At 74.3% G+C, this 13,716-nt stretch carries 11 protein-coding genes; 7 read left to right on the forward strand and 4 right to left on the reverse strand.

Features of this window, described 5'->3' with window-relative positions:
* Window positions 1-40: 40 nt before the first annotated feature.
* Together pflB and dxs are read right to left on the reverse strand one after the other, a co-directional pair.
* Window positions 41-2,308 carry a formate C-acetyltransferase gene (gene pflB, locus AC1VL8_RS15545; RefSeq protein WP_389229676.1) on the reverse strand — a complete coding sequence of 756 codons (2,268 nt, stop codon included), beginning with the start codon at window positions 2,306-2,308 and terminating at the stop codon, window positions 41-43.
* A gap of 139 nt (window positions 2,309-2,447) precedes the next feature.
* Window positions 2,448-4,334, reverse strand: coding sequence for a 1-deoxy-D-xylulose-5-phosphate synthase (gene dxs / locus AC1VL8_RS15550; protein WP_483075794.1), 1,887 nt, complete (start codon window positions 4,332-4,334; stop codon window positions 2,448-2,450).
* A 137-nt stretch (window positions 4,335-4,471) separates the two neighbouring features.
* Here dxs and AC1VL8_RS15555 point away from each other — a divergent pair, with 137 nt between their 5' ends.
* The 7 genes from AC1VL8_RS15555 to AC1VL8_RS15585 all read left to right on the forward strand — a co-directional run bounded on the left by AC1VL8_RS15555 (window position 4,472) and on the right by AC1VL8_RS15585 (window position 11,208).
* A complete protein-coding gene (locus AC1VL8_RS15555; protein ID WP_483075795.1) occupies window positions 4,472-5,926 on the forward strand; it encodes a GuaB1 family IMP dehydrogenase-related protein in 1,455 nt (484 codons plus the stop codon).
* A 20-nt stretch (window positions 5,927-5,946) separates the two neighbouring features.
* Complete coding sequence (locus AC1VL8_RS15560; protein WP_483075796.1) at window positions 5,947-6,651, forward strand: type 1 glutamine amidotransferase; 705 nt, start codon at window positions 5,947-5,949, stop codon at window positions 6,649-6,651.
* Window positions 6,648-7,337 (forward strand): NUDIX hydrolase, encoded by a 690-nt coding sequence (locus AC1VL8_RS15565; protein WP_483075797.1) that lies wholly within the window; start codon window positions 6,648-6,650, stop codon window positions 7,335-7,337. The genes AC1VL8_RS15560 and AC1VL8_RS15565 overlap by 4 nt, the downstream gene beginning before the upstream one ends.
* Before the next feature lie 129 nt (window positions 7,338-7,466).
* On the forward strand, window positions 7,467-8,978 hold the full coding sequence (locus AC1VL8_RS15570; protein WP_483075798.1) for an MATE family efflux transporter: 1,512 nt from the start codon (window positions 7,467-7,469) through the stop codon (window positions 8,976-8,978).
* 10 nt (window positions 8,979-8,988) lie between these two features.
* On the forward strand, window positions 8,989-9,783 hold the full coding sequence (locus tag AC1VL8_RS15575; RefSeq protein WP_389229693.1) for an EI24 domain-containing protein: 795 nt from the start codon (window positions 8,989-8,991) through the stop codon (window positions 9,781-9,783).
* Window positions 9,784-9,836: 53 nt separating this feature from the next.
* Window positions 9,837-10,751 (forward strand): aminoglycoside phosphotransferase family protein, encoded by a 915-nt coding sequence (locus AC1VL8_RS15580; protein ID WP_483075799.1) that lies wholly within the window; start codon window positions 9,837-9,839, stop codon window positions 10,749-10,751.
* A gap of 34 nt (window positions 10,752-10,785) precedes the next feature.
* Window positions 10,786-11,208 carry a DUF1801 domain-containing protein gene (locus AC1VL8_RS15585; RefSeq protein WP_483075800.1) on the forward strand — a complete coding sequence of 141 codons (423 nt, stop codon included), beginning with the start codon at window positions 10,786-10,788 and terminating at the stop codon, window positions 11,206-11,208.
* 15 nt (window positions 11,209-11,223) lie between these two features.
* Here the strand turns inward: AC1VL8_RS15585 and AC1VL8_RS15590 are convergent, their stop codons facing one another.
* Together AC1VL8_RS15590 and acnA are read right to left on the reverse strand one after the other, a co-directional pair.
* Window positions 11,224-11,790 (reverse strand): GNAT family N-acetyltransferase, encoded by a 567-nt coding sequence (locus tag AC1VL8_RS15590; protein ID WP_389229701.1) that lies wholly within the window; start codon window positions 11,788-11,790, stop codon window positions 11,224-11,226.
* Between the two features lie 106 nt (window positions 11,791-11,896).
* Window positions 11,897-13,705, reverse strand: a complete 1,809-nt coding sequence (gene acnA / locus AC1VL8_RS15595) for an aconitate hydratase AcnA (protein ID WP_483075801.1) — start codon at window positions 13,703-13,705, stop codon at window positions 11,897-11,899.
* Window positions 13,706-13,716: the final 11 nt, after the last annotated feature.

A 13,716-nucleotide genomic window follows, 5' to 3' on the forward strand; every position in this document is an offset into this window, starting at 1 on the left:
GCCGGGGACTGCTCTCCCCGGCGGGCGCCGCGCGGTGGGGTCAGAGCCCGCCGTGGAACGTCCGGGAGAGCACGTCGAGCTGCTGCTCGCGCGTCAGGCGGACGAAGTTCACGGCGTAGCCGGAGACCCGGATGGTGAGCTGCGGGTAGTTCTCGGGGTGCTCCATGGCGTCCTCGAGGGTGTCCCGGTTGAGGACGTTGACGTTCAGGTGGTACCCGGAGGACACGTTGTACGCGTCCATCAGGCCCACGAGGTTCGTCACCTGCTCGTCCTTGGTGCGGCCGAGGCCCGAGGGCACGACCGTGGAGGTCAGCGAGATGCCGTCCATCGCCTCCGAGTACGGCAGCTTCGCCACCGACATCGCCGAGGCGAGCATGCCGTGCGAGTCGCGCCCGTTCATGGGGTTGGCGCCCGGGGCGAACGGCTCGCCGGCGCGGCGGCCGTCGGGGGTGTTGCCCGTGGCCTTGCCGTAGACGACGTTCGACGTGATGGTCAGCACCGACTGGGTGTGCAGCGCGTCGCGGTACGTCTTGTGCCGGCGGATCTTCTCCATGAACGCCTTGACGATGCCCACGGCGATGTCGTCGGCGCGGTCGTCGTCGTTGCCGTAGGCCGGGAAGTCGCCCTCGACGACGTAGTCCGTCACGAGGCCGTCCTCGTCGCGCACCGGGCGGACCGTGGCGTACTTGATGGCCGACAGCGAGTCCGCCACGACCGACAGGCCGGCGATGCCGCAGGCCATCGTGCGCAGGATGGTGCGGTCGTGCAGCGCCATCTCGAGCCGCTCGTACGCGTATTTGTCGTGCATGTAGTGCACGCAGTTCAGCGCGTCGACGTAGGTCTCGGCCAGCCAGTCGAGCAGCTTGTCGTACTTCGCCGCCACGTCCTCGTAGTCCAGGACGTCGCCCTCGACGGGGGCGCTGACCGGTGCGACCTGCTTGCCGGTGATCTCGTCGCGGCCGCCGTTGATCGAGTACAGCAGCGCCTTGGCGATGTTGACCCGCGCACCGAAGAACTGCATCTGCTTGCCGACCCGCATCGGGGACACGCAGCAGGCGATCGCCGCGTCGTCGCCCCACGAGTTGCGGATCAGGTCGTCGGACTCGTACTGGATCGCCGAGGTGTCGATCGAGACCTGGGCGCAGTACTTCTTGAAGCCCTCCGGAAGGCGGTTGCTCCACAGCACCGTGAGGTTCGGCTCCGGGGCCGGGCCGATGTTGTAGAGCGTCTGCAGGAACCGGAACGACGACTTGGTGACCAGCGGCCGCCCGTCCTCGCCGATGCCGCCGATGGACTCGGTCACCCACGTCGGGTCGCCCGAGAACAGGTTGTCGTACTCGGGGGTGCGCAGGAACCGGACGATGCGCAGCTTGATGACGAAGTCGTCGATCAGCTCCTGCGCGAACTCCTCGGTGATCGCGCCGGAGGCGAGGTCACGCTGCAGGAAGACGTCGAGGAAGGTCGAGGTGCGGCCCAGCGACATCGCCGCGCCGTTCTGCTCCTTCACCGCGCCCAGGTAGGCGAAGTACAGCCACTGCACGGCCTCGCGGGCCGTCGTCGCCGGCTTCGAGATGTCGTAGCCGTACGTCGCGGCCATCCGCTTGAGCTCGTTGAGCGCGCGGATCTGCTCCGCGTTCTCCTCGCGGTCGCGGATGATGTCCTCGACCGACGGCTCCATGTCGAGCTCGTGCCGCTCGAGGCGCTTGGCCTCGATCAGCGCGTCCACGCCGTAGAGGGCCACGCGGCGGTAGTCGCCGATGATCCGGCCGCGGCCGTACGCGTCGGGCAGGCCCGTGATGAGGTGCGAGGAGCGCGCGGCGCGCACGTTCGGGGGGTACACGTCGAAGACGCCGTCGTTGTGCGTCTTGCGGTACAGGCTGAAGATCTTGGCGACCTCGGGGTCGACGTCGTAGCCGTAGGTCTCGAGGCTCTTCTCGACCATGCGCCACCCGCCGTTGGGGATCATGGCGCGCTTGAGCGGGGCGTCGGTCTGCAGGCCGACGATCAGCTCGTTCGGCTCGTCGATGTAGCCCGCGGGGTGGGAGACGATCGTCGACGGGGTGTGGTTGTCGATGTCGTAGACGCCCTTGGCCCGCTCGGCCGGGAACATCGCGCTGAGCTTGGCCCAGACACCGGTCGTGCGCTCCGTCGGGCCGGCGAGGAACGCCGAGTCGCCGGTGTAGGGCGTGTAGTTGCGCTGGATGAAGTCGCGGACGTCGATCCCGTCGCACCAGGGACCGGTGACGAACCCGGCCCAGGCGTCGGCGGCTGCGTCGGTGCCGGTCTGGGGTACTGCTGTGGTGGACATCTGATGCTCCCTCGCTGAGTGCGTCGTACTAGTGACGCTATTCACGAGGTCATGGGATGTCTTGGGACCTACGGCCCGGCTGCGGCCCGACCAGCCGGAACGCCACGTGACGCCGCTCACGCCCTGCGCACGGCAGGCGTCAGGCCGGCGCGCCCAGGGCGGCGAGCACGTCCGCCGCGACGTCCGGCGCGGTCAGGCGCAGCGACGTCAGCAGCTCGTCGCGGCTCGCGTGCTCGAGGAACGCCCGCGGCACCCCGAACGTCTGCACCGGCACGGCGATCCCGGCGTCGCGCACCCGCTGCGCCACCGCCGAGCCGATCCCGCCCTCGCGCACCCCGTCCTCCAGGGTCACCGCGTGCTCGTGCTCGCCGACCAGCTTGACCAGGGCCGCCGGGACCGGCAGCACCCAGCGCGGGTCGACGACCGTCACCCGCAGACCGTGCGCCGCGAGCAGCTCGCCCAGCGCCAGCGCCGTGCCCGCCATCGACCCCACCCCGCACACGAGCACGGACCGCGACCGCGCGTCCGCGCCGGGGTGCCGCGCGAGGACGTCCACGCCGTCCTCCTCGTCCACCGCGGGCAGCGGGTCCACGAGCGCCCCCTTGGGGTACCGCACGACCGTCGGCGCGTCGTCGACGTCCACCGCCGCCCGCAGCGCCGAGCGCAGCGTCTCCTCGTCCCGCGGCGCCGCGAGCCGCAGCCCGGGGACCACCCCCAGGAGCGCCAGGTCCCACATCCCGTTGTGGCTCGCACCGTCGTCGCCGGTCAACCCCGCCCGGTCGAGCACGAACGTCACGCCCGCACGGTGCAGCGCGACGTCCATGAGCACCTGGTCGAACGCGCGGTTCAGGAACGTCGCGTACACCGCGACCACGGGGTGCAGCCCCGCGAACGCCATGCCCGCCGCGGTGGTCACCGCGTGCTGCTCGGCGATGCCCACGTCGAACGTCCGGTCGGGGAACTCCGCCGCGAACGGCGCCAGACCCACGGGGTTCAGCATCGCGGCGGTCAGCGCCACCACGTCGGGCCGGCGGCGGCCGATCCGGACGATCTCGTCGGCGAACACCCCCGTCCAGCCGAACCGCGACGGCGCGACGGGCAGGCCGGTCTCCGGGTGGATCTGCCCCACCGCGTGGAACCTGTCGGCGACGTCCTGCTCCGCCGGGGTGTACCCGCGGCCCTTCTCGGTGATGACGTGCACGATCACCGGACCGCCGAACGCCTTCGCCCGTTGCAGCGCGAACTCCACCGCGCGCGCGTCGTGCCCGTCGACCGGACCGACGTACTTCAGGCCCAGGTCCTCGAACATGCCCTGCGGCGCGACGACGTCCTTGATGCCCTTCTTCAGGCCGTGCAGCGCGTCGTACGCCAACCGCCCGGGCGGCCCCGACCGGCGCAGCGTCCGCTTGCCCCAGGTCAGCACCGTCTCGTAGCCGCGCGTCGTGCGCAGGGCGTCGAGGTGCAGCGCGAGCCCGCCGATCGTCGGCGCGTAGGACCGGCCGTTGTCGTTCACCACGACGACCAGGCGCCGGTCCGTGCCGTCCGCGACGTTGTTCAACGCCTCCCAGGCCATCCCGCCCGTCAGCGCGCCGTCCCCCACCACCGCCACGACGTGCCGGTCCGTGCGGCCCGCGAGCGCGTTCGCCCGCGCGATGCCGTCCGCCCAGCTCAGCGACGTCGACGCGTGCGAGTTCTCGACCACGTCGTGCGGCGACTCCGCGCGGCTCGGGTAGCCCGACAGACCACCGCGACGCCGGAGCCGGGCGAAGTCCTGCCGGCCCGTCAGCAGCTTGTGCACGTAGGCCTGGTGGCCGGTGTCGAACACCAGCGTGTCGCGGGGCGACTCGAACACGCGGTGCAGCGCCAGCGTGAGCTCGACGACGCCGAGGTTCGGCCCGAGGTGCCCGCCCGTGCGCGAGACCTGGTCGACCAGGAACGTGCGGATCTCGCCCGCCAGCGCCCGGACCTGGCCGTGCGACAGCGCGCGCACGTCCGCCGGGGAGCCGATCCGCTCCAGCAGCCCCATGTCCTACCGCCCGTCGCCCTCGTCCGCGCGGCTCGCGTCCGAAGGGGCCACTTTACGGGCCCTGCGCGTCGCGAGCACTGCGGGACCCGGTCGTACGGCGGCTCCGGGTAGCATCTGGTGGAAAGGGGAACCCACCTATGCGCTTCCTGCCCGGGCACGAGCCCACCTCCGACCTCACGTACGGCGACGTCTTCCTCGTCCCGTCGCGTTCCGAGGTCGCCTCCCGCTTCGACGTGGACCTGTCCGCGCCCGACGGCACCGGCACGACCATCCCGGTGGTGGTCGCGAACATGACGGCCGTCGCCGGCCGCCGGATGGCCGAGACGGTCGCCCGGCGCGGCGGCATCGCGGTGCTGCCGCAGGACGTCCCGACCGAGGTCGTCGCCGACGTCGTCGCGTCCGTCAAGGCCAAGCACACCGTGGTCGAGAGCGCCGTCGTGGTGTCGCCGCACGACACCGTGCACACGGCGCTGACGCTGATCGGCAAGCGGTCGCACGGCGCGGCCGTGGTGGTCGTCGACGACCGGCCGGTCGGGGTCGTCACCCCGGCCGACTGCGAGGGCGTCGACCGGTTCACCCAGATCGCCGACGTGATGTCCTCCGACCCGACGACCGTCGAGCTGTCCGTCGTCGAGTCCGGCGGCGCGCACGGGCTGGAGGCGGCGTTCGAGCGCCTGCACGGCTCCCGCCGCAAGTTCTCCCCGGTGGTCCGCGACGGGCGGCTCGTCGGCGTGCTGACCCAGGTCGGCGCGCTGCGGTCGTCGATCTACTCCCCCGCCCTGGACGCGCAGGGCCGGCTGCGGGTCGCCGCGGCCGTCGGCGTGAACGGCGACGTGTCCGGCAAGGCCGCGGCGCTGCTCGACGCCGGCGTGGACGTCCTCGTGGTGGACACCGCGCACGGGCACCAGCGCAAGATGCTCGACGCGCTCGAGGCCGTGCGCTCGCTCGACCCGCAGGTCCCGGTCGTCGCGGGCAACGTCGTGACCGCCGAGGGCACCCGCGACCTGATCGCCGCGGGCGCGGACATCGTCAAGGTCGGTGTCGGTCCCGGCGCCATGTGCACGACGCGCATGATGACCGCGGTCGGCCGCCCGCAGTTCTCCGCGGTGCTGGAGTGCGCCGCGGCGGCCCGCGAGCTCGGCAAGCACGTCTGGGCCGACGGCGGCGTGCGGCACCCGCGGGACGTCGCGCTCGCCCTGGCGGCGGGCGCGTCCCAGGTCATGGTGGGGTCCTGGTTCGCCGGCACCCACGAGTCCCCCGGCGACCTGCACGCCGACGGGGACGGCCGGCTCTACAAGGAGTCGTTCGGCATGGCCTCGGCCCGTGCGGTGGCCGCCCGGACCCGCGGCGGCTCGGCGTTCGAGCGGGCGCGCAAGGCGCTCTACGAGGAGGGCATCTCCTCCTCGCGGATGTACCTCGACCCGCAGCGTCCCGGCGTGGAGGACCTGCTGGACCGGATCACCTCCGGCGTGCGCTCCTCGTGCACCTACGTCGGCGCGACGTCGCTGACCGAGTTCGCCGAGCGCGCGACGGTGGGCGTGCAGTCCGCCGCCGGCTACGACGAGGGCCGGCCGCTGCCCGACGGGTGGTGACCGACGGCTATCGTCGGCCCGTGACCCCGCAGCGCCCCGTCCTCGTCCTCACGCACGTCGCGCACGAGGGCCCCGGGCTGATCGCCCGGGCGCTGGACGGGCTGCCGATGACCACGCGCACGGTCCTGGACGACCCGAGCCCCCGGCTCCCGGCCGTCCAGGACCTCGCCGGCGTGGTGGTCATGGGCGGGCCGCAGGACGCGGACGACGACGCCGGCCACCCCGGCCTGGCGGCCGAGCGGCGGCTGCTCGCGGATGCCGTCGACGCCGGGGTGCCCACGCTCGGCGTGTGCCTCGGCATGCAGCTGCTGGCGCTCGCGCTCGGCGCGCGGCTGCACCGGCGGCACGGCACGGAGATCGGGTTCGCGCCGGTCGACGTGGTCGCCCACGACCCGCTGCTCGCCGGCGCGGGCCCGCGGCCGACGGTGCTGCACTGGCACTCCGACGCCGTGGACCTCCCGCCGGGCGCGACGCTGCTGGCCTCGACGGACGTGACGCCCGTGCAGGCGTTCCGCGCGGGCAGCGGCGTCGGCGTGCAGTTCCACCTGGAGGTCGACGCCGGGGTGCTCGACCTGTGGCTGGGCACACCGCAGATGACCGCGGACCTGGAGCGGGCCGACGTCGACGCCATCCGGCTCGGCTCGCGGCAGCACCTCGCGGCGCTGCGCCCCGGCGCGGACCTGGGGCTGGCCGCGTTCGCGCGGTCGGTGCGCGAGCGCGCGTGACGCCCGCCGCGGCCCCGGGGGCCGCCCTGGCCGACCTGCTGGCGCTCTGCGCCGCCCGGCCCGTGTGGGCGCCGGACCCGGAGCAGGCCTTCGGGCCCGGCGACCGCCCGGTGCGGGAGTCGGCCGTGCTGGTGCTGTTCGGCGTGCTGGACGCCGCCGCCGCCCACGCCGAGCACCCGGCGGTCGCGGCGGACCTCGACGTGCTGCTGACGCGGCGGTCCCCGACGCTGCGGCACCACCCCGGCCAGGTGTCGTTCCCGGGCGGTGGCGTCGACCCCGGCGACGACGGGCCCGCGGGCGCCGCGCTGCGGGAGGCCCAGGAGGAGACGGGCCTCGACCCGACGGGCGTGCGGGTGCTGGGCACGCTGCCCCCGCTCCCGGTCACCGCGAGCCGCAACCTCGTCACCCCCGTGCTGGGCTGGTGGGACCGGCCCTCCGCGGTCGCGGCGACCGACCCCGCGGAGACGGTCGACGTGTTCCGGGTGCCGGTCGCGGACCTCGTCGACCCGGCGAACCGGGTGACGGCGACGCTGACCCACGTCGGCCGCACGCACCGGGGGCCGGCGTTCGACGCGGGCGGCGTGCTCGTCTGGGGGTTCACGGCGTACGTGCTCGACCGGGTGCTGGACGCGCTCGGCTGGGCCGTGCCGTGGGACGCCTCGCGGACGGTGCCGGCGCCCGTCTGAGTGGTGCGGATCACCCGGGAAACCCCTGGAGGTCGGGCCGGGTCGTAACGATACGATCCGTGAGGACGTGCGACCGCGTCCCCGCGTACGACCACCCCTCCCGCACTCCTGTCACGGAGCGTCCTCGTCATGGCCAAGGTCCTGACCGCCGGCAGTCCCTGGCGCGTCATCCTCGTGTTCGCCGTCCCCCTGCTGGTGGGCAACGTCGTCCAGCAGCTCTACCACTTCGCGGACGCCGTGGTCGTCGGTCGGCACCTCGGCGTCGACTCGCTCGCCGCCGTCGGCGCGACCGGGAGCCTGCTGTTCCTGCTGCTCGGGTTCGCGTGGGGCATGACCTCGGGCTTCGCGATCCCCACCGCCCAGGCGTACGGCGCCCGCGACCACGCCGCGGTGCGCCGGTCCGTCGCCGCCGGCACGGTGCTGACCGCGGCGTTCAGCGTGGTGCTGACCGTCGGCGCGCCGCTGCTCGCCGGCCCGATGCTGCGGCTGCTGCGCACCCCGGACGTGCTGATGGCCGAGGCCACGACGTTCGCGCAGGTGAGCTTCCTCGGCGCGAGCGCGGTGATGTTCTTCAACTTCCTCGGCGCGATCGTGCGCGCCATCGGGGACTCCCGGACGCCGCTGGTGTTCCTCACGGTCGCGTGCGTGCTCAACGTGGTGCTCGTCGTCGTCATGGTGGGGCCGCTGGGGCTGGGCGTCGGCGGCGCCGCGCTCGCGACCGTCGTGTCGCAGGCCCTGTCCGTCGCGCTCTGCCTGGAGTTCGTCCGCCGCCGCATCCCGGTGCTGCACGTGCACCGCGCCGACTGGCGCGTCTCCCGCGCGGACCTCGTCGAGCACCTGCGGCTCGGCCTGCCGATGGGCTTCCAGGCGTCGATCATCGCGATCGGCACCCTCGCCGTGCAGGTCCGGCTCAACGAGCTCGGGCCCGACGCCGTCGCGGCGTACACGACCGCGTCCCGGGTCGACGGCCTGGCCGTCGCGCTGCTCCAGTCCCTCGGCCTCGCGGTGTCGATGTTCGTCGCCCAGAACCTCGGCGGCGGTCGTCCCGACCGGATCCGGCAGGGCGTCGTGCAGGCGACCTGGCTCGCCGTGGCGGGGTCCGTCGCGGTCGGTGCCGTCGTCGTGCTGTCCGGGGCGGCGCTGGTCCGGCTGTTCGTCGGCCACGGCACGGGGTCGGACGCGGTCGTCGACCTCGCGGCGCAGTTCCTGCACGTCAACGGGGCGCTGTACATCGCGCTCGGCGTCCTGTTCGTGCTGCGCGGCGCGCTCCAGGGGCTCGGCCACACCGGCGTGCCCACGCTCACCGGCGTCGTCGAGCTGGTGATGCGCGTCGGCGCGGCCGTCGTCCTCGGCGCGGTGTTCGGGTACATCGGCGTGGTGTGGGGCAACCCGCTCGCCTGGATCGGCGCCGTGGTGCTCCTGGTCCCCGCCTACCTCCGGGCGCACCGCCGGCTCGCGACGATGCCGATCGCGCCGCTGTCCCAGGTCGAGGCCACCCCCGAGCCCGTGCCGGTCGAGGGACCGCACGACGGCTCGATGGTCGTCGACGCGGTGGTGCCGCAGCCGCGGCTCGCCGCCGACGGGGACGAGTCCGCCGCGGACGAGATCGCCGGCACGCGCGCGACCACGCCCGCCACCTAGGCTGCGGGCCATGCAGGAGTTCCTCGAGGGCGCGCGGCTGCTCGGCCGCGGCTGGGGCATGTGGCGGCGCCGACCGGGCACGATGGCGCGCGGACTGATCCCCGCCGCGCTGGTCGGCCTGGTGGCGGTGGTCGCGATCGGCACGCTGGCGCTCAACCTCGGGCCGATCGGCGAGTGGCTGACCCCGTTCGCCGACGACTGGACGCCGTTCTGGGAGCGCACCGCGCAGCTCGCGGCCCAGGCGGTCGTCCTGGTCGCGTCGGTGGTGCTGGTCGTGGTCACATTCACCGCGCTGACGCTGACCGTCGGCGAGCCGTTCTACGAGCGGATCTGGAAGGCGGTCGAGCAGGAGTCGACCGGCACGGTCCCGGAGGGCTCGACCGGGTTCTGGCGCGGGGCCGTGGACGGCTTCTCCCTGGTGACGCGGGGCCTGGTCGCGGCGGTGCTCGCCGGGCTCGTCGGGCTGATCCCGGTGGTCGGCACGGTGGCCGGCTGGCTCGTCGGCGTGCTGCTCACCGGGTGGGTGCTCGCGCACGAGCTCTCGTCCCGCGCGCTGGTCGCCCGCGGGATCGGGCGGCGCGAGCGCAACGCCCTGCTCCGGGCGCACCGCGCGCGGGCCCTCGGGTTCGGGGTGGCGACGCAGCTGTGCTTCCTGGTCCCCGGCGGCGCGGTGGCGACGATGCCGGCCGCGGTGGCCGGGTCGACGCTGCTGGCGCAGTCGCTGCTCGGGCCGGGGCCCCGGCCGCCCGCCGGCCCGCCGGTCACCCCCGCCCCGCAGCAGATCCGGGGCCGCGGCGCGGTGTAGCGTCGGGCGACCCGCCCCGCCCCCACCCCCGCCCGCCCAGGAGGTCCCGCGCCGTGCCCACCCGGCCCCCCGCCGAGGTCGACCTCGGCACCGATCTCGTGCGTGCGCTGCTCGCGGCGCAGCACCCCGACCTCGCCGCCCTGCCGCTGGGACCTGCGGTGCACGGCTGGGACAACGCCACGTACCGCCTGGGCGACGACCTGGCGGTCCGGCTCCCCCGCCGCGCCGCCGCCGCCCGCCTGGTGGAGCACGAGCAGCAGTGGCTCCCGGTGCTCGCGCGACTGTCCCCGGTCCCGGTGCCGGCGCCGGTGCGCCGGGGCCGGCCCACCTCCGGCTACCCGTGGGCGTGGAGCGTCGTGCCGTGGTTCGACGGCCGGCCCGCCGACGACCAGCCCGTGACCGAGCGCACCCGGTGGGCCGGCACGCTCGCGGAGGCGCTGCACGCGCTGCACGTGACCGCCCCGACCGGCGCGCCGGTCAACCCGGTGCGCGGCGGCGCCCTCGCGGGCCGCAGCACGGCGCTGCGGGAGCGGCTGGCGGCGGGCCACCTCGACCCCCTGCTCCCCGGCACCCGCGCCCCGGCAGAGGACCTCTGGGCGGACGCCCTGCACGCGCCGGCCTGGCCGGGGCCGCCGGTGTGGGTGCACGGCGACCCGCACCCGGCGAACCTCCTGGTGCGCGACGGGACGCTCGCCGCCCTGCTGGACTTCGGCGACGTCACCGCCGGTGACCCCGCGTGCGACCTGGCGACCGCGTGGCTCACGTTCGACGCCGACGGCCGGGCGGCGTTCCGGGCCCGCACCGACGAGCTGGCCGACGCCGCCGGGGCCGACGCCGACCCCGGACGCTGGCGGCGCGCCGCGGGGTGGGCGCTGGTCATGGCGTCGGCGATGGTGACCCACGGCGACGACGACCCCGTCATCGCCGCGATCGGCGCCCACGCCGTCCGCGAGCTGCTGGCGACCTGAGCCCCGCGGGAGCCGGACCGGCATCATGGGCGGCATGGCCGACGCCCCGAAGACCGTCCCGACCGACGCCGACCCGCACGCGTTCGTCGCCGGCGTCACCCCGCAGCGCCGCCGCCGGGACGCGGGGCGCGTGCTGCGGCTGATGGCCGAGGTCACCGGCGAGCCGCCGGTGATGTGGGGCCCCTCGATGGTCGGGTTCGGGTCGGTCCGCTACACGTACGCCAGCGGCCGGACCGGCCACTGGCCGCCGGTCGCGTTCGCACCCCGCCGGGCCGCGCTGACCCTCTACCTCATGGACGGGACCGAGGCGCACGCCGACGAGCTCGCGCGGCTCGGGCCGCACACGGTCGGGGCCGGCTGCCTGTACCTCAAGGACCTCGAGGCGGTCGACCCGACCGTGCTGGAACGCATCGTGCGGGACGCCTGGGAGCGGCGCGGCCGGAACCCGCGGGACTGAGCGGCCGCGCCGGCGTCACCCCCGCAGCGTCGGTCGGGGGTCGGTGGCGAGCACCCCCATCAGCACGGAGTCCGTCCACTCGCCGTCCCACAGCAGCGTGTCGCGCTGCCGGCCCTCGACGACGAACCCGACCTTCTCGTACGAGCGCTGCGCCCGCGGGTTGAACGCGAACACGTCCAGGGACACCCGGTGCAGGCCGACGGCGCCGAAGGCGTGGTCGAGGACGGCGGTCATCGCCTCGGTCCCGTAACCGCGGCCCGGCTCCCCCGGCGCCAGCGCGATCCGCACGTTCATCGCCCGGTCGTCGGGGTTGAGGTCGTTCAGCACGACCTCGCCGAGGTAGCGGCCGTCGTCGGCGTGGGTGATCGCCCAGTCACCGCGCTCGTCGTCACCGGCCACGCGCTCGAGGTGGGCGAGGACCTGCTCCCGGGTGAACGCCGCGCGGGTGCCCGTGAGGCGCAGGTGCTCGGCGTCCTGGAGGGACGCCCAGGTGGGCTCGAGGTGCTCGGGGCCCAGCGGCACCAGCCGCAGCCGGGGCGTGACGAGGGTCGGGACGGGGGCGAGTGCGGCGATCCGGATCACGGCCGAGACCGTAACCACTCCCGCGGGCGCCGCGCACCGGTATTCGGCCCGGACGCACGCCACCCCCGGACCGCGCGGGTCCGGGGGTGGCGTGGAGCGGGACGGATCAGGCCGCGACGAGCGACCGGAGCACGTACTGCAGGATGCCGCCGTTGCGGTAGTAGTCCGCCTCGCCGGGGGTGTCGATCCGCACGACCGCGTCGAACTCGACGACGGAGCCGTCGCCCTTCGTGGCCGTGACGTGCACGGTCCGCGGGGTGCTGCCCTCGTTGAGCGCGGTGACGCCCGCGATGTCGAACGTCTCGGTCCCGTCGAGCCCGAGCGAGTCCGCGGACTCGCCGACCGGGAACTGCAGCGGCAGGACGCCCATCCCGATGAGGTTGGAGCGGTGGATCCGCTCGAACGACTCGGTGATGACGGCCTTCACGCCGAGCAGCGCGGTGCCCTTGGCGGCCCAGTCACGGGACGACCCGGACCCGTACTCCTTGCCGCCGAGGATGACGAGCGGCAGGCCGGCCGCGGCGTAGGCCTGCGCGGCGTCGTAGATCGACGTCTGCTCCCCGGTGAGGTGGTTGACGGTGAAGCCGCCCTCGACGCCGGGGACCAGCTGGTTGCGCAGCCGGATGTTCGCGAAGGTGCCGCGGATCATCACCTCGTGGTTGCCGCGGCGCGAGCCGTAGGAGTTGAAGTCGCGGCGCTCGACGCCGTGCTCGGCGAGGTACGCGCCGGCCGGGCTGTCGGCCTTGATCGACCCCGCGGGGCTGATGTGGTCGGTGGTGACGGAGTCGCCCAGCTTGGCGAGCACGCGCGCCCCGGTGACGTCGGTGACCGGGGACGGCTCGGCGCCCATGCCCTCGAAGTACGGGGGCTTGCGCACGTAGGTCGACTGCGGGTCCCAGGCGAAGGTGTCGCCCTCGGGGGTCTGCAGCGCCCGCCACCGGTCGTCGCCCGCGAACACGTCGGCGTAGTCGGCCTCGAACATCTGGCGGTCGATCGACGCGTCGATGGTCGCCTGGACCTCCTCGGGCGTGGGCCAGATGTCGGTGAGGAAGACGTCGGCGCCGGACTCGTCCTGACCCAGGGGCTCGTGGACGAAGTCGAAGTCCATCGTCCCGGCGAGGGCGTAGGCGATGACCAGCGGCGGCGAGGCCAGGTAGTTCATCTTCACGTCGGGGTTGATCCGGCCCTCGAAGTTGCGGTTGCCGGACAGCACCGAGACGACGGACAGGTCGTGCTCGTTGACGACGGCCGAGACCTCCTCGGGCAGCGGGCCCGAGTTGCCGATGCAGGTGGCGCAGCCGTAGCCGACGAGGTGGAAGCCGAGCTTCTCGAGATAGGGCCAGAGGCCGGCCTTCTCGTAGTAGTTCGTGACGACCTGCGAGCCCGGCGCCATCGAGGTCTTGACCCAGGGCTTGGCGGACAGGCCGCGCTCGACGGCCTTGCGGGCCAGGAGCGCCGCGGCGAGCATGACCGACGGGTTCGACGTGTTGGTGCACGAGGTGATCGAGGCGATCACGACGGCGCCGTGGTCGAGCTCGGTGGCGGTGCCGTCCGCGAGGGTGACAGGCACGCGCTTGTGCGGGCGACGGCTGCTGTCGCCGCCGTGCACGTGGGCCGGGGCGTCGCTGGCGTCGGTGTGCTCCCCCGCGGCGATCGGGTCGGAGGCCGGGAACGTCTCGTCGACGGACTCGTCCAGGCCGGTGATGCCGCGGGCGGCGCCGGTGAACGGGGCGGCCTCGTCGGCGTCGACGTAGTCGAGGATGGACGTCGCGAACGACTCCTTGGCCCCGGACAGCTCGATGCGGTCCTGCGGGCGCTTGGGGCCGGCGATGGACGGCACGACGGTGGACAGGTCCAGCTCGAGGTACTCGGAGTAGACCGCGTCGGCGGCACCCGCGGCCGGGTCGAGCCACATGCCCTGCTCCT

It is taken from the genome of Cellulomonas sp. KU4C (genome assembly GCF_056868065.1).